The organism is Amycolatopsis sp. NPDC058986, from assembly GCF_042741125.1.
Classification (GTDB): Bacteria; Actinomycetota; Actinomycetes; order Mycobacteriales; family Pseudonocardiaceae; genus Amycolatopsis.
Window position 1 is genome coordinate 112822 of sequence record NZ_JBHYJW010000011.1, and the last position, 14788, is coordinate 127609.

At 70.4% G+C, this 14788-nt stretch carries 15 protein-coding genes; 7 read left to right on the forward strand and 8 right to left on the reverse strand.

Annotated features, from left to right (window positions below):
• Positions 1–7: 7 nt before the first annotated feature.
• From ACFW0G_RS13140 to ACFW0G_RS13150, 3 genes are all read right to left on the reverse strand, one after another.
• Positions 8–1393 (reverse strand): MFS transporter, encoded by a 1386-nt coding sequence (locus tag ACFW0G_RS13140; protein ID WP_378325306.1) that lies wholly within the window; start codon positions 1391–1393, stop codon positions 8–10.
• A gap of 79 nt (positions 1394–1472) precedes the next feature.
• Complete coding sequence (locus ACFW0G_RS13145; protein WP_378325308.1) at positions 1473–2741, reverse strand: FAD-dependent monooxygenase; 1269 nt, start codon at positions 2739–2741, stop codon at positions 1473–1475.
• 195 nt (positions 2742–2936) lie between these two features.
• Positions 2937–3401, reverse strand: a complete 465-nt coding sequence (locus ACFW0G_RS13150) for a MarR family winged helix-turn-helix transcriptional regulator (protein ID WP_378325309.1) — start codon at positions 3399–3401, stop codon at positions 2937–2939.
• 90 nt (positions 3402–3491) lie between these two features.
• Between ACFW0G_RS13150 and ACFW0G_RS13155 the strand changes: the two genes are divergently transcribed.
• The gene (locus tag ACFW0G_RS13155; protein WP_378325310.1) at positions 3492–4526 is read left to right on the forward strand and encodes a leucyl aminopeptidase; all 1035 of its coding nucleotides are present in this window, start codon (positions 3492–3494) and stop codon (positions 4524–4526) included.
• Positions 4523–5275, forward strand: coding sequence for an Asp/Glu racemase (locus ACFW0G_RS13160; RefSeq protein WP_378325311.1), 753 nt, complete (start codon positions 4523–4525; stop codon positions 5273–5275). Before ACFW0G_RS13155 ends, ACFW0G_RS13160 begins: the two co-directional genes overlap by 4 nt.
• Positions 5276–5287: 12 nt before the next feature.
• Here the strand turns inward: ACFW0G_RS13160 and ACFW0G_RS13165 are convergent, their stop codons facing one another.
• Complete coding sequence (locus ACFW0G_RS13165; RefSeq protein WP_378325312.1) at positions 5288–5617, reverse strand: hypothetical protein; 330 nt, start codon at positions 5615–5617, stop codon at positions 5288–5290.
• 156 nt (positions 5618–5773) lie between these two features.
• Between ACFW0G_RS13165 and ACFW0G_RS13170 the strand changes: the two genes are divergently transcribed.
• The 4 genes from ACFW0G_RS13170 (at position 5774) to ACFW0G_RS13185 (ending at position 9109) form a co-directional block, all read left to right on the forward strand.
• The gene (locus ACFW0G_RS13170) at positions 5774–7063 is read left to right on the forward strand and encodes an erythromycin esterase family protein (protein ID WP_378325313.1); all 1290 of its coding nucleotides are present in this window, start codon (positions 5774–5776) and stop codon (positions 7061–7063) included.
• A 15-nt stretch (positions 7064–7078) separates the two neighbouring features.
• Complete coding sequence (locus tag ACFW0G_RS13175) at positions 7079–7720, forward strand: dienelactone hydrolase family protein (protein WP_378325314.1); 642 nt, start codon at positions 7079–7081, stop codon at positions 7718–7720.
• 78 nt (positions 7721–7798) lie between these two features.
• Complete coding sequence (locus ACFW0G_RS13180; protein WP_378325316.1) at positions 7799–8488, forward strand: phosphoribosyltransferase; 690 nt, start codon at positions 7799–7801, stop codon at positions 8486–8488.
• A gap of 279 nt (positions 8489–8767) precedes the next feature.
• The gene (locus ACFW0G_RS13185; RefSeq protein WP_378325317.1) at positions 8768–9109 is read left to right on the forward strand and encodes a DUF3140 domain-containing protein; all 342 of its coding nucleotides are present in this window, start codon (positions 8768–8770) and stop codon (positions 9107–9109) included.
• Positions 9110–9150: 41 nt separating this feature from the next.
• Here ACFW0G_RS13185 and ACFW0G_RS13190 read toward each other — a convergent pair whose 3' ends face one another.
• Positions 9151–9783, reverse strand: a complete 633-nt coding sequence (locus tag ACFW0G_RS13190; protein ID WP_378325318.1) for a MarR family winged helix-turn-helix transcriptional regulator — start codon at positions 9781–9783, stop codon at positions 9151–9153.
• 178 nt (positions 9784–9961) lie between these two features.
• Between ACFW0G_RS13190 and ACFW0G_RS13195 the strand changes: the two genes are divergently transcribed.
• The gene (locus ACFW0G_RS13195; protein WP_378325319.1) at positions 9962–11410 is read left to right on the forward strand and encodes an APC family permease; all 1449 of its coding nucleotides are present in this window, start codon (positions 9962–9964) and stop codon (positions 11408–11410) included.
• A gap of 151 nt (positions 11411–11561) precedes the next feature.
• Here ACFW0G_RS13195 and ACFW0G_RS13200 read toward each other — a convergent pair whose 3' ends face one another.
• From ACFW0G_RS13200 to ACFW0G_RS13210, 3 genes are read right to left on the reverse strand one after another with little or no spacing between them, the layout of a single operon-like run.
• On the reverse strand, positions 11562–12410 hold the full coding sequence (locus ACFW0G_RS13200; RefSeq protein WP_378325320.1) for a fumarylacetoacetate hydrolase family protein: 849 nt from the start codon (positions 12408–12410) through the stop codon (positions 11562–11564).
• Positions 12407–13297, reverse strand: coding sequence for a catechol 1,2-dioxygenase (locus ACFW0G_RS13205; RefSeq protein ID WP_378325321.1), 891 nt, complete (start codon positions 13295–13297; stop codon positions 12407–12409). The genes ACFW0G_RS13200 and ACFW0G_RS13205 overlap by 4 nt, the downstream gene beginning before the upstream one ends.
• A gap of 2 nt (positions 13298–13299) precedes the next feature.
• Positions 13300–14763 carry an aldehyde dehydrogenase gene (locus ACFW0G_RS13210; protein WP_378325322.1) on the reverse strand — a complete coding sequence of 488 codons (1464 nt, stop codon included), beginning with the start codon at positions 14761–14763 and terminating at the stop codon, positions 13300–13302.
• Positions 14764–14788: the final 25 nt, after the last annotated feature.

The following is a 14788-nucleotide window of genomic DNA, read 5'->3' on the forward strand; positions in this document are numbered from 1 at the left end:
GCTCCTCCTATTCGACGACGGCGGCTGGCGCGGAACTCGGGGCGTCCGAGGACAGGTGGTCGAGCTGCCTGCCCTTGGTCTCCGGCGCCGCCGCGGCCATCCACAGCACGGCCGCCAGGACGACGACGCCGAGCACGGTGAACGTCAGCGGCAGCCCGAGCGTCGGCCACAGCACGCTGCCGAACAACAGCGGCGCGAACCCGGTGACCACCCGGCTCGACGCGGACGCCCAGCCGAACCCGCTCGCCCGCAGCGTCGTCGGGTACAACTCGGCGACATAGGCGTAGAGCACCGGGATCGCCACCTGCACGAGGAAACCGAACACGCCCAGCCACACCAGTGTGCCGCCGCCGACCTTGAGCACCAGCGCGAACCCGACGAGCGCCGCCGAGGCCAGCGGGGCCGAGATCCCGATGACCCATTTGCGGCCGACGACGTCCACCAGCGCGGCCGAGACGATGACGCCGACGATGCCCAGCCCGCTCATCACCGTGGTCCCGGCGAACGCGGCGGCGTCACCATGCCCCTGGGTGCGCAGGATCGTGGGCATCCAGCTCAGCGCGGCGTAGTAGAGCAGCATGATCGTGATGAAGGTCGCCCACGCCACCGACGTGATACGCCAGTCGAACGACCACACGGTGCGCAACTGCGTGACGGCGCTGCGCAACGCCCCGGCCCGGGGCTGCTCGGGCGGCGCGGGGATCTCGTACGGTCGCACGGGCGCGCCGGTGTCGGCGACGAGCTTGTCGATGACCTCGCGCGCTTCCCGCTCCCGTCCCATGCGGACCAGGTAGAGCGGTGATTCGGGGACACCACGGCGGACCCAGAACAACAGCAGCGCGGGCAGGATCATCACCAGCAGCATCCAGCGCCAGTTGCCGGACAAGGGCACCAGCAGCGTCGCGCTCAGGCCGCACAGCGTCGCGCCGATCGGCCACCAGAGATCCATCGCGGCCAATACCCGGCCGCGCTGTTTCCGTGGCGAGAACTCGCTGACGAGCGCGTAGTCGACCGGAATGCAGCCGCCGAGGCCGAACCCCGCCGCGAAGCGCAGCACGAGGAAGATCCAGAAACTCGGGGCCGCCGCGCCGAGCACGGAGAAGACCGAGAAGATCAGCAGCGTGATCGCGAAGGCCCGTTTCCGGCCCATCCGGTCGGCGATCGTGCCCCAGGCGACCGAACCGACGGCCATCCCGATCAGGTTCGCGCTCGCGACCAGGCCGCGCGCGCCGGGCGACAGCCCGAACTCGGTGCCCAGCAGCGGGGTGAGGAACCCGTTGAGCGCGACGTCCCAGGCGTCGAACAGGTACCCGAGCCCGCCGATGAGGAAGATCCTGCCCTGCACCCGCCAGCGCCAGGGGAGTTCCTGGACTATCTCGTCACCGGTGGTCATGTCGCCTCCGTGTTGTGCTGCTGCTGTGGTGGTGCCCCCGTGCTTTGCTGCCGTTTGCTTCCGCCCCTTACCCGGCGTGTCACCGGATGAACTGGTAGTCGAACGCCTCCAGATCCTTGTCCGCCAAGGGCGTCCCGCGCCAGAGCCAGTCGTACGAAACATCGGACTCGCCGCTGAAATCGCGCAGTTTGCGGTCGCGGTCGGCCTGCTCCGGGCCGTCCGGGAGGTGATAGAAATCCTTGTTGCGCAAGGAAGCCTCCTGCACCATCCCGGCGTGCTTGGCCCGCCGCGCGACATAGCGCGTCAGCGCGCCGCGCACGCCGTCGACCGGCACCGCACCGAGTTCCTCGGCGAGCACGGCCGCGTCCTCCATCGCCTGCGAAGCGCCCTGCGCCTGGTAGGGCAGCATCGCGTGGCACGCGTCGCCGAGCAGGGCGACGTGCCCGTCCGTCCACACGGGATCGCGGCGGCGCTGGAACATCGCCCACACGCTGGCGTCCCCTTCGGACTTGGACAGCATCGCCGCGACGCGATCGTCCCAGCCGGGGAAGGCGTTCACGAGTTCGTCGGCCGAGGCCGGGCCCGACCAGGTCCGCTCGATCTCGGGGGAACACGGCACGATCGCGACGACGTTGAGGTACTGCCCGCCGCGGATGAGGTAATGCACGAGGTGCCGGTCCGGGCCGTACCAGATGGTGCTCTGGAACCGGTCGACGAGCCAGCGGGTCGCGGGATCGGCGGCGATCTTGTCGCCGGGGATCAGCGCCCGGTAGGCCATTTCGCCGGAGAACTCCAGCGTGTCGGGGAAACCGAGCGCGTCGCGCACCGAGGAGCGGATGCCGTCCGCGCCGATGAGCACGTCGGCGGCGTAGCGGTCACCCGATGCGGTGACGGCGGTCGGCCGGGTCTCGTCGGCCTGGTCGACGTCGACGACCTTGGCGTCGGTGTGGATGCGCACCACCGGCCCCGGCCCCGCCGGATCGAGGCACGCGTCGAGCAGCGCCTGATGCAGATCCGCGCGGTGGTAGTGCCAGTACGGTGCGTTGTACTCGCGTTTGCAGCGCTCGCCCAGCGGTGTCATGGCGATGACGCTGCCGTCCTGCCAGCGGCGGCGCACCTGGTCCTGCGGTTCGGTGCGGATGGCGCGCAGCCGGGGGAGCAGGCCGAGTCCGATGAGGATCCGGCTCGCGTTCGGTGCGGTCTGGATACCGGCGCCGACCTCGCCCAGCTGCGGCGCCTGCTCCAACACGGTGACCTGAAGTCCCTTGTGGCGCAAGGAAAGTGCGGCGGTCAGGCCACCGAGGCCGCCGCCGGCGATCACGACACGGTAGGACTGGCTCGCGGTCACGGCTCCTCCTGTTTCCGATGTGTCCGGCGTCTCGGACGAGATAATCCGAACACGGACGATCTGGAAAAGCAAGAGGGGAAACAAACTTCGGGGCTCAACGCCGTGAAGGCCCCCTTACCGGCGCTCGGCGCCGTGAAGGACTCCTTGCCTGCCTTGAGCGCTGTGAAGGAGGCCTTCACGGAGCATGGAGCGGGGTTAGTCGGCGGCGAGGTGTTCCCAGTGTTCGGCCAGCGCGGTGAGTTCGTCGAGCAGGACCCGGCGCCGCAGCGGGGAGTAGCCGTCGAGCAGTTGCTCGTCGAGACGGCGGGCGCGCGCGTTGACCTCGGCGAGTTTCTCCTTGCCCGCTTCGGAGAGCCGCAGCAGTTTGCGGCGCCCGTCGGCGGCGTCGGGCTCGCGCAGCAGAAGGCCGCGTTCCTCGAGGCGCTTGGCCACGTCGGCCATGGTGGACCGGTCCAGCGCGACCGACGAGGCGAGGGAACCCTGGTCCACGCCGGGAAAACAGTCGACGGCGGTGAGCACGGCGAACTGCGGGCCGGTCAGCGTCGAGTCCACTGTGTGCACCCAGGCGGCGAGATAGGCCTGGTAGAGCCGCCGCGCCGCGTAACCGGGCGCGGCGAGGAGCGCGGCCGGGGTGCTGGGTGCTTCGAGGGGTTCTGCCATGTCTTCAGCTAAGCACGGATCGTGAACCCCTTGACCTTCGCACCGCCGGGAGAGATAGTCAGTGCCCGGACTAATTCGTGCGGAGGATCGATGGACCACAACCAGTTGAACGACATCTTCGTGCGCCAGCTGACCCTGAGCGGCGTACGTGAGGGCGAGACCGTGTCGGTGCTGTCGCGGGGCGGGGAACGGGCCGGCTACGCGGACGCGGCGCTCTTCGCGGCGCAGGAACTCGGCGCGAACACCTTCCACCTCCGGGTCCCGCCGGCGCGTGCCGCGGCGGGCGGTGCCTGGGCGGTCGGCGACTCGGGGCTGGGCACCAACCCGGTCGCGGTCGAGGCGCTCAAGCAGACCGACATGCTGATCGACCTGACCTTCCTGTTGTTCAGCAAGGAACAGTTCGCCATCCAGGACGCCGGGACGCGCATCCTCACCGTCGTCGAACCGCCGGAGCTGCTGGCCCGCCTGCTGCCCACCAAGGAACTGCGTGAGCGCGTCGAGGTCGGCGCCGAACTGCTGGCCAAGGCGTCCTCGATGCGGATCACCAGCCCCCACGGCACGGACGTCACCTATCAGCTCGGCCGCTACCCGACGCTGAGCGAGTACGGTTACACCGACACGCCCGGCCGCTGGGACCACTGGCCCGCCGCGTTCGTGTTCACCGGCGGCACCGACGACGGCGTCGACGGCACGATCGTGCTTTCCCCCGGCGACGTCTTGCTGCCGTTCAACACCTACGTTCAGAGCCCGGTCACGCTCACCATCGAAAAGGGCTTCGTCACCGACATCCGCGGCGGGCTGGACGCCGAGTTGCTCTCGTCCTACATCAAGTCCTTCGACGACCCGCGCGGCTACGGCATGTCCCATGTCGGCTGGGGGCTCGACGATCGCGCGCACTGGCACGGGCTCACGCAGTTCCCCGGCGGGATGGGCATGGAGCTGCGGTCCTTCTACGGCAACGTGATGTTCTCGATCGGCCCGAACAACGAGCTCGGCGGTCCGAACGACACGCCGTGTCACTTCGACATCCCGATGCGTGGCTGCAGCCTGTTCCTCGACGACGAGGCGATCGTGCTCGACGGCGACCTGACCGTCCGCGAGATGCGCCCGGCGGCGCGCCGATGACCGAGCACCACATCGGCATGATCGTGCCCAGCTCGAACCTCACCATGGAGACCGAGCTGCCCCGGATGCTGCGCGCCCGCGAGGAACTCCTCCCGGAGGACCGGTTCGTGTTCCACAGCAGCCGGATGCGGATGAAACACGTGACGCCGGAACAGCTCGCGGCGATGAACGCGCAGACGCCGCGCGCCGCCGCCGAACTCGCCGACGCGCGGCCGGACGTCGTCACGTCGGCCTGTCTCGTGGCGATCATGGCACAGGGGCCCGGCTACCACTGCACCGCCGAGACCGAGATCCGCGACGCGTTGCGGGACAACGGTTCCGAGGCACCGGTGATCTCCAGCGCGGGCGCGCTGCTGACCGGGTTGTCCGCGCTCGGCGCCCGCCGCGTCGCGATCGTCACGCCGTACCTGAAACCCCTGACGAAGCTGGTCGCGGAGTACATAGTGGACGGTGGGTTCGAGGTCGTCGACACGCTGAGCCTCGAGGTCCCGGACAACCTCGCGGTCGCCCGGCTCGATCCGGCCGATCTGCGGGAGCACTGGCGCAAGCTCGACCTGTCCCATGCGGACGCGATCGTGCTCTCGGCGTGCGTGCAGATGCCGTCGCTGTCGGCGATTCAGGCGGTCGAGGACGCTTCGGGTCTGCCGGTGCTCTCCGCTGCCACCGCGACGACGTTCGCCCTCCTCGGCGAACTGGGGCTCGACCAGCGCGTTCCCGGTGCCGGGAGGTTGCTCGGCGGCGACCGGTGAAGCGCTTTCTCGTTATCCACGCCAGCTTTCGCGGCGCCGGCGCACCAGGGAGACGGGCTGGACCAGGTGCGCCGGCAGGTAGTGGGTGAACGTCGTCTGCCACTTCTCGTCGGCCGTGTGCAGCTGGTAGCGCACGAGGGCGAGCCAGGCGCCGTCGGCGTTGCGAGCCCAGCCGACCAGCTCACCCGTGACCTCGTGCCCGGTCTGCAGCCCCGTCGGGGTGTTCGTCCGCCGGTGGCGGTCCGGGAGCGGGAACAGGCGCGGCAGGTCCACGGTCACCCATCGGGGTGGCTCCACGCGCCGCGCCCCGGCGGGTCGCACACCGTCGTCGGTCGAACTCATGTTCGACATCATGACTCCTGTAACGCGGCCGTGCAAACCCGTCGGAGGTGCGTTGTCGCAGGTCACAGGGGCGGAGCGTAGTGTGACATATCCGCTCGGTATGTCTCCGCAGGTGGGAGTTCGTTTAGTGCCCGGCCCGGCGGGAATCCGGGCGGCATGCCGAGAAGCGCGGTCGACGAAGTCACCCTGATCCGCGAGGACGCCCACGTGGTGCGCAGCCCCCGGGATCTCGATCCCTTGCTCGACCGGATCGGCGCGGCCCGGTACGTCCTGATCGGCGAGGCTACGCACGGTACGGCCGAGTTCTACCGCTGGCGCGCGGAACTGACGCAGCGGCTGATCGCCGAACGCGGGTTCTCGTTCGTCGCGGTCGAGGGGGACTGGCCGGACTGCCACCGGTTGCACTGCTGCGTGGCGGGTGCGCCCGGCGTGCCGAAAGATCCCTGGCAGGTGTTGTGGGGATTCCGCCGGTGGCCCGCGTGGCTGTGGGCGAACGAGGAGGTCGCCGAGTTCGCTCGCTGGCTGCGGGAGTTCAACCGCGACGGGGGACATCGGCCGGTTGGCTTCCATGGGCTCGACGTGTACAGCCTGTGGGACTCGCTGCGCGCCGTTTTCGCTTACCTCACGGAGCACGCTCCAGACCGGATCGGCCCCGCGCGGGAGGCGTTCCGCTGCTTCGAGCCGTATGGCGAAGACTCGCGGGCTTACGCGTGGGCGACGGAGCTGGTGCCGGAGAACTGCCGCCGTGAGGTCGTCCGCCTGCTGGCCGAGCTGCGGGCGGACGCCTGCCGGGGTGGCGCGCCGGGACTGGACCGCGCCTTCGTGGCGCGGCAGAACGCCGAGATCGTCGTCGGCGCCGAGCGGTACTACCGCGAGCTGACCCAGGGCGGACCGCGTTCGTGGAACGTGCGGGACCACCACATGACCGACACCCTCACCCGGCTCGCCGAGGCGTACGGGCCCGGGGCGAAAGCCGTGGTGTGGGCGCACAACACGCACGTCGGGGACGCCAGGGCCACCGACATGGCGGCGGCGGGCATGGTGAACCTCGGGCAGCTCGTGCGGGAACGGCACCACGCCGACGGGGTGGTCACGGTCGGGTTCGGGACGTATCGCGGCAGCGTCATCGCGTCGGACCACTGGGGCGGCCCGGTGCGGCGGCTGCCGGTCCCCGAGGCGCGTCAGGACAGCACCGAAGGCCTGGTACACGACGCGATTCCTGGCCACGACAGCCTTTTCGTGTTCGACGACGACTCCCGATGGGCCGAAGACGTCCGCGGGCATCGTGCGATCGGCGTCGTCTACCGGGCCGACGGCTACGTGCCGACGGCGCTTTCGGCTCGGTACGACGCTTTCATGCACTGCGACGTCACCACGGCCATCACACCCCTGCACCCGGGGGAGCCGGGCGGCGCCGAGGAACAGACCTACCCGAGCGGACTCTGAACGGAGGGGGAAGGCATGACCGTACCCTTCGCGATCGACACCGGGGCCACGTCGGTGCAGGGCGATCTCACCGTGCCGGCGGACGCGACCGGCGTCGTCGTCTTCGCACACGGGTCGGGCAGTTCCCGGCACAGCCCGCGTAACCAGGCGGTGGCGAAAACCTTGCAGGACAACAAGTTCGCGACCCTGTTGTTCGACCTGCTGAGCCGTGACGAGGAAGCCGCGGACGCGGCGGGCGGGCAGCTCCGCTTCGATGTCGGCCTCCTGGCCGACCGGCTGGTGCGCGCGATCGACGAACTCGCGCGGCACGACCCGGTCCATGGCCTGCCGCTGGGGTTGTTCGGCGCGAGCACGGGAGCCGCCGCGGCATTGCGGGCCGCGGCCGAACGGCCGGAGGTGGTGCGCGCGGTCGTTTCGCGCGGTGGCCGTCCGGATCTCGCCGGTCCCGCGCTGGCCGAGGTCACCAGCCCGGTGCTGCTGATCGTCGGCGCTCGCGACCGGACGGTGCTGCGCCTCAACGAGGAAGCCGCGAAACACCTGGCGGGGCCCATGGAACTCCTGGTCGTCCCGGGTGCGACGCACCTGTTCGAGGAGCCCGGCACGCTCGAGCGCGTCGCCGAAGCGGCCGCGTCCTGGTTCACCGGCCACCTCGGCTGACCGCGAATGACGGGCGGTGCGGCCGGGTAACCGAAAAGGAGACGGTTTCCGCTCACGGTCCGGGGAAGGACGGATCCGATGCGTTTCCTCCACGACAGGGCCACCCGGATGTTCGCCGATCGCCGGGACGGGGGACGGCGGCTCGCCGAGCTACTGCGGGAACGGCCGTGGTCCGATCCGGTGGTGCTGGGCCTGGCACGGGGCGGGGTCCCGGTCGCCGACGAGGTGGCGGCCCTGCTCGGCGCCCCGCTGGACGTGGCCGTGGCGCGCAAGATCGGCGCACCGGGGCGTCCCGAGTTCGGGCTCGGCGCGGTCACCGCGGACGGACCACCGACCTACGACGAGCGGATCCTCGCCGCGCTGGGCCTGACCGCCGAAGACCTCGCGGAGACCTGCGCGGCCGAGCGCGCGGAGGCACGGCGCCGGATCGCGCGTTACCAGGGCGAACGAGAGCCGCGACGCGGCAGGGACGTGATCGTCGTGGACGACGGCCTCGCCACCGGCGCCACCGCGCGAGCCGCCTTGCGGGCCGTCCGTGCCGACCGGCCGCGCAGGCTGGTGTTCGCCGCGCCGGTGTGTGCCCCCGACGCGGTCGCGGCACTGCAGCGGGTGGCGGACGATGTCGTCTGCGTGGCCGCGCCGGAGGCGTTCCGCGCCGTCGGCCAGTGGTATGACGATTTCGGTCAGACCACCGACGAGGAAGATTTCGGTCAGACCACCGACGAGGAAGTGGTGGCGGTGCTCGACGCGGCCCGTGACCGGCGGTGAGCGCGCGGCGGGTCCGGTTGCGGCGGGAGCGGTCCCGGCTCGGGGATCGGCGGGCGCGGCGGCCCTGGAGCGGGCGGTGTCGGCGGTGGCTCCGGCGGCGGCCGCATCGGATCGGGCCGGGGCGGCACGGGATGGACCATGACTTCCTCCTCGTCCGGCTTGGTGGGCACGCTTCGGATACCGCGCCGGGGGAGCGGCCAAACCCGGCGCGAGGTGTCGGAGCCGCAGTGTCCGGGTAACCGGCACTGACCCCGCGCTACGACGGAGAGGAGGCCGACGATGGCCGCGGCGCATCAGGTGGACGAACAGCTGTGGGCCGAGTTCCACGAAGTGGTGAACATGACCTCGCACGAGCTGAGCGAATGGCTGCGCACCCGGTCGGCGGGCGAGGGGACCGAGGAGCTGCCGGACCGGGCCGGGACACCGACCGGACGGCACGTGCTGGAGGTGCTCCGCAAACGCAAGGGGGACGTGACCGCCGACGACGAGCGGGTGATGCGCGCGGTCGTCGGCCGGGTGCGTGCCGAACGCCGCGCCGACCTGGAGCCCACCGCGGGGGAGACGCACTGGCGGCACCGGCTCATGTCACTCGGGCACGACCCGCTGCGCCCGGTGTCCTGAATCCACTGTCCACGCGGGACAGGCGGAGACCGCCCGCCGGTTCAGGCGGGCTTGCGGGCGCGACGGCGCGGGTCGGCGCGGCGCGCGCCCGCGGGCTTCGGCTGCCGTCCGTCCGCGGCGAGCCCGGGCAGCTTGCTGTCCGAGATGGACGCTCGTACTTCTGTTTCGCGTTCCTCGCCGGTCTCTTCGATGTGTTTGACCATATGCCGAAGAGTGCGCGTCAGGTCCTGGATCCGCCGGTCACTCAGGCCGGTGAGGGCGAACTTCTCCTCGGCGTTGAAGCGGGGGAACAACTCGGTCATCAGCTCGCGGCCGCGCGCGGTGAGCGAGAGCACCGAAAGCCTGCGGTCGTCCGGCGGGACGGTGCGCACGAGCAGGCCCCGTGATTCGAGTGTCTTGGCGACCCCGGTGAGCGTGCCCTTGGAAATCCCGCACTCCTCGGCGACGTGCTTGGTCTCCATCTCCTCCCAGATCCACACGACCCACAGGACGACGAAGCCGGTCCAGGTCAGATCGACGTCACGCAGCACGGACTGCTCGAAGTGGTTGCGCACCGCGGAGGCGGCGCGGTGCAGGTTCGACACGGCCGCCATCGCGCCGAAGTCGAGTTCCAGACCACCCAGCCGCGCCGTCACGGCCTTCTCGGTCTCGCGGAGCGTGTAGTACCCGGTCATGCGTCACCTGTGTCCCGATCGGTCCAGTTGGGCGACAGCGTACCTGCTCGTCAGGCCGGGTCCGGGCAGGCGCGGCGACGTTTCGGGATCGTGCCTTGTGCAATAACGTTTGGGCCCATACGATCCTGCGGACTGTATGGGGCCGAACGAACGGCCGTCCCGTTCCCGGAGGTCGCCCGTGCCCGACGCCCGCTCCCCGGAAACCCCCGCCCCGCGCCCCCGGTCGCTCGGAGTGCCGGACATCGTCTTCTTCATCGTCGCCGCCTCGGCGCCGCTCACCGTGGCGGCGGGCGGGATCAGTACCAGTTACGCGGTCACCGGGATCGAAGGCATCCCGTTGTCGTACCTCGTACTGGCCGCTTTGCTGATCGTCTTCACCGTCGGCTACGCGGCGATGAGCAGGCACATCGCCAACAGCGGCGCGTTCTACGCCTACATCGCGCACGGACTCGGCAGGCAGGCCGGCGTCGGGGCGTCGTTCGTCGCACTGGTGGCCTACAACGCCATGCAGATCGGCGTCTACGGCATGTTCGGCGCGGCGAGCGCCCAGCTCTGCCGGACGTACTTCGGGTTCGACGTCCCGTGGTGGGCCGGGGTGCTGGCCGCGGTGATCGTGGTCGGGGTGCTCGGCGTGCTCCGTGTCGACCTGAACGCGCGGGTGCTCGCCGTACTTCTGATCCTGGAGACGGTGGCGGTCGCGGTGTTCGACGTCGCGGGTCTCGCGGACCCGGGGCCGGGTGGGGTGCCGTGGGCGGGGTTCGCGCCATCGCACCTGTTCGTCGCCGGGGTGGGCGCGGTGCTGTGCTTCGGGGTCGCGGGCTTCGTGGGCTTCGAATCCGCTGCGATCTACGGAGAGGAATGCCGGGATCCGAAGCGGACAGTGGCGCGGGCGACGTATGTCGCGGTCGGCATCATCGGCGTGTTCTACGCGGTGAGCGCGTGGGCGATCGCCGCGGCGGCGGGTGGCGGCGAGGTCGTGGCCCAGGCCCGGCAGCAGGGCCCGAACCTGGTGTTCGCGCTCGGCGAGGCCCGGCTGGGCCGGATCTTCACCGACGTCGCGACTGTGTTGTTCGTGACGAGCCTTTTCGCGTCACTGCTGAGTTTCCACAACGCGGTGGCGCGCTACCTGTTCGCGCTCGGACGGGAAGGGGTGTTGCCGCGCGGGCTGTCCGCGACATCCCGGGCCGGCGCTCCGCGCGCGGGTTCGCTGACCCAGACGGTGGTCGCGGTCGTGGTCCTCACGGTCTTCGCCGTGACCGGCCGCGATCCGGTGCTGGACCTGTTCACCTGGCTCACCAACGCCGGTGCCGCCGGGGTCATCCTGCTGATGGCGCTCACCTCGTTCGCCGTCGTCGGTTACTTCCGGCGGGACGCGCGCGGGCACTCGCCACTCCAGCGGCTGCTCGCGCCGGGGCTCGCCGGGCTCGCGCTCGGCGGCCTGTTCGTGCTCGTGCTGGTGAACTTCGACGTCATGCTCGGCACCAGCCCGGGATCGCCGCTGCGGTGGATCCTGCCGGGACTGATCCTCGTGGCCGGTCTCGCCGGTGTCGCCTGGGGCGCGCGGCTACGGGCGGCGCGGCCGGACGTCTACGCCGTCATCGGCCGCGGCGCGGCGGCGGGGGAGTAGCTGCCGGGCTGCCGGAACCCAGGGATGCCTCCGTCCTTTGTGGATTGATGGGCCTTCACGGCAGTGCGTACGCCCCCTGAGTATGTATAACGACCTATACATCTCGCGAAGGGTGAGTTGTCACCGTGGACTCACCGTTCCACAAGCAGAATCAAGGACGGCGGGGAGCCCGGACGCCGCGGAATTCCCAGTCCCCGCCGAGCGCGGTGGAGCGGACCTCTTCGGACTCGGTCGGCTGAGCGCCGACGTCGGACCGGATCGGGACCGGGCCGGACACGATGTGATTGCGCAGGGTGCCGAGGCCCTCGACCTCGACCTCGACGACGTCGCCCGGCCGCACCGGGCGGGAGTTCGCCGGGGTCCCGGAGAGCAGGACGTCGCCCGGGTACAGGGTGATCGTGCGGGCGATGTCGGCGACGAGGTAGTGCATGTCCCATTCCATGTCGCCGGTGGTGCCGTCCTGCGCGACGACGCCGTTGACGAGGGTGCGGATCCGCTTGCCGCGGAAGTCCCAGCCGGTGACCAGGCCGGGCCCGAGCGGGCAGAGCGTGTCGGATCCCTTGACACGCAACATGGATCCGGCGTCGGTGTCGCGGAAGTCGTGCAGTCCGTAGTCGTTGGCGACGGTGTAGCCGCGGATGTACTCGCCCGCCTCGGCGGGGGAGACGTTGCGGCACGTGCGGCCGATGACGATCGCGATCTCGCCCTCGTAGTTCAGCCACGCACAGCGTTCCGGGCGGACGACGGCGCCGCCGTGCGCGTTGAGTGCCGAGGTCGGCTTGTGGAAGTACGTCGGCGCCGCCGGTAGCTTGCCCTGGAACTCGGTCACCCTGCTGTGGTAGTTGAGGTGGACGGCGATGATCTTGGACGGCACCACCGGCGGCAGGTGCACGGCCTCGTCGACGCCGGCCTCGCGGCCGTCCGGGGCGACGAGCCGGTCGCCGTCGCGGACGACCTCGACCGCGGCGCCGTCGAGCAGGATCCTGCGGTACTCGGTCATCGTGGGGTCTCCTGGGTCCATCCGGCGGCGGGCCTGTCGAACCAGAGATGCACCTGACCGGTGCCGACGGAGTTCTCGTACTCCGAGTACAACCGCCCCGGCGCGACGCACGCCTGTTCGCCGAGCGCGCCCGCCATCATCAGATAGTGCCCGAACCCGGCTTCCGGCTTGAACCGCGCGAAGTCGTCCATCGTGTCGAGCACCTTCGCGTGTTCCCCGGCGGTGAACCATTCGATGCGCTGGAGGTCCGCTTCGGCGGCTTCGCGAGTGTAGATGTGTTCGACGCCGGACGCCTCGTGCGCACGCAGTTCTCGTAGCGGCCAGAACGTGTGCGACAGCGCGCCGGAGGCGATCAGCAGGACCTTCCGATCGGTGTCGGCGATGCCCGCGGCGAGTGCCCGGCCGAGCCGCAGGTTGTCCTCGGCGTCGGCGGTCTGGCAGACGCCGATGGAGATCCACGGCTTCTCCGGCACGCCGAGATAGGACCACAGGTTCACGGTGGCGTAGTAGATCGGCAGGTACGGATCGTCGATCGGGGTGATCCAGGTGCCCTGCTCCGCGGCGTGGGCGGCGACCGCGCGCGCGAGTTCCGGGTCTCCGGGGAAATCGTAGGGAATACGGCACATTCCGCGCGGCAGTTCCTCGGAGGTGAACAGCCCGGCGCGGCGGTGCTGCGCGGTGACGACGTACTCCACCGTGGTGGCCCAATGCGAATCGAGGACGACGACGGTGTCGTAGTCGAGCGTGTCGAACACCTCGCGGCGGAGCCGGCGCAGACCGGGGACGAGGCTGGTTTCCTCGCCATTGTTGAGTTCCCGGCGGGTCTTCTCCGGCAGCATGATGGTCGGGACGTGCGAGAGCAGGCCGGCGCCGACGATCTCTCCCATGGTCAGTTCCCCTCTCGCGGCGCGAAGACGCTGTTCTTCACGTCGCAGTAGAAATCGAAGCTCCACGCGCCGCCTTCGCGGCCGATCCCGGATTCGCGGGAGCCGCCGAACGGGGCACGAAGATCACGCACGAAGAAGCAGTTCACCCACACCGTCCCGGCGACGAGTCGCGACGAAACCCGTTTCGCTCGGGCCTCGTCGCCGGTCACGAGCGTCGCGGCGAGACCGAAGCGGGTGGAGTTGGCGAGCCGGACGGCGTCGTCCTCGTCCCGGAACGTCTGGAGCGTGAGGACCGGGCCGAAGACCTCCTCGGTCAGGATTTCGCTGCCCTCAGCGGCGCCGATGAGCAGGGTCGGCCGGTAGTAGAGACCGCCGAGATCGGTGTTGGGGCCGCCGCCGAGCAGCGGCTCGGCCCCGGCCTCGACCGCGCGGCGGACGAACCCGTCGATCTTCTCGAGCTGGCGGCGGTGTACCTGCGGGCCGAGATCGGTGGTCTCGTCCCGGGGGTCGCCCTGCCGGAGTTTCCCGGCGCGTTCGAGAAAACGGGTGCGGAATTCATCCACAATGGACTCATTGACGAGTAGCCGGACGGCGGCGAGGCACACCTGCCCCGCGTTGTCGTACTGCTCGACGGCGAGATCCACGGCGAGGTCGAGATCGGCGTCGGCGAAGACCAGCAGCGGCGATTTCCCACCGAGTTCGAACGAGGTCGGGACCAGGTTGGCCGCTGCGGCCGTCGCGATCGTGCGCGCGGTCGGCACCGAGCCGGTGAAGCTGATCCGCCGGACGCCAGGATGCGCGACGAGCGCCGCTCCCGCTTCGGCGCCGTGGCCCTGGACGACGTTGAACACGCCGTCGGGCAGACCGGCTTCGGCGGCGATGTCGGCGAAGAGCGACGCGGTGAGCGGGGTCCACTCGGCGGGTTTGAGCACGACGGTGTTCCCGGCGGCCAGCGCGGGCGCGATCTTCCAGGTGGCCAGCATGAGCGGCGCGTTCCAGGGTGTGACGAGCGCGCACACCCCGGCCGGGTCCCACGAGACGTGGTTGCGATGCCCGCGTGTCTCGAAGTCCGGATGGTCAAGCTCGTCGACGAGCCAGTTCGCGAAGAACCGGAAGTTGTGCGCGACCCGCGGCATCACGCCGCGCCGGTGCGAGCGCAACAAGGCGCCGTTGTCGGTGGTCTCGACGATCGCCAGGTCCTCAAGGCGCTTTTCGACGCCGTCGGCGAGCGCGTGCAGCAGGCTCGCGCGTTCCTCGCGGCTGGTGCGGGACCACCCCGCGAACGCGGTCTGTGCCGCCGTCACTGCGGCGTCGACGTCGGCGGCGGTGCCGCGCGCGATCTCGGTGAGCGGCGCCTCGTCGATGGGGGAGACGTCGGTGAACCGGTCGGTGGAGGCGACCCGGCGGCCCCCGATCCAGTGGTCGGCGGACACGGGTACCCCTGCCACCGTCGGCTGGCGCGTCATCCTGGCTCCTCCCGGCTCGGAAGTC

Coding starts and splice junctions, on each gene's coding strand:
- ACFW0G_RS13155 (WP_378325310.1), top strand. CDS start 3,492: ATGGACCACAACCAGTTGAACGACATCTTCGTGCGCCAGCTGACCCTG.
- ACFW0G_RS13200 (WP_378325320.1), bottom strand. CDS start 12,410: ATGACCGAGTACCGCAGGATCCTGCTCGACGGCGCCGCGGTCGAGGTC.
- ACFW0G_RS13170 (WP_378325313.1), top strand. CDS start 5,774: ATGCCGAGAAGCGCGGTCGACGAAGTCACCCTGATCCGCGAGGACGCC.
- ACFW0G_RS13150 (WP_378325309.1), bottom strand. CDS start 3,401: ATGGCAGAACCCCTCGAAGCACCCAGCACCCCGGCCGCGCTCCTCGCC.
- ACFW0G_RS13140 (WP_378325306.1), bottom strand. CDS start 1,393: ATGACCACCGGTGACGAGATAGTCCAGGAACTCCCCTGGCGCTGGCGG.
- ACFW0G_RS13175 (WP_378325314.1), top strand. CDS start 7,079: ATGACCGTACCCTTCGCGATCGACACCGGGGCCACGTCGGTGCAGGGC.
- ACFW0G_RS13160 (WP_378325311.1), top strand. CDS start 4,523: ATGACCGAGCACCACATCGGCATGATCGTGCCCAGCTCGAACCTCACC.
- ACFW0G_RS13210 (WP_378325322.1), bottom strand. CDS start 14,763: ATGACGCGCCAGCCGACGGTGGCAGGGGTACCCGTGTCCGCCGACCAC.
- ACFW0G_RS13205 (WP_378325321.1), bottom strand. CDS start 13,297: ATGGGAGAGATCGTCGGCGCCGGCCTGCTCTCGCACGTCCCGACCATC.
- ACFW0G_RS13180 (WP_378325316.1), top strand. CDS start 7,799: ATGCGTTTCCTCCACGACAGGGCCACCCGGATGTTCGCCGATCGCCGG.
- ACFW0G_RS13185 (WP_378325317.1), top strand. CDS start 8,768: ATGGCCGCGGCGCATCAGGTGGACGAACAGCTGTGGGCCGAGTTCCAC.
- ACFW0G_RS13190 (WP_378325318.1), bottom strand. CDS start 9,783: ATGACCGGGTACTACACGCTCCGCGAGACCGAGAAGGCCGTGACGGCG.
- ACFW0G_RS13165 (WP_378325312.1), bottom strand. CDS start 5,617: ATGAGTTCGACCGACGACGGTGTGCGACCCGCCGGGGCGCGGCGCGTG.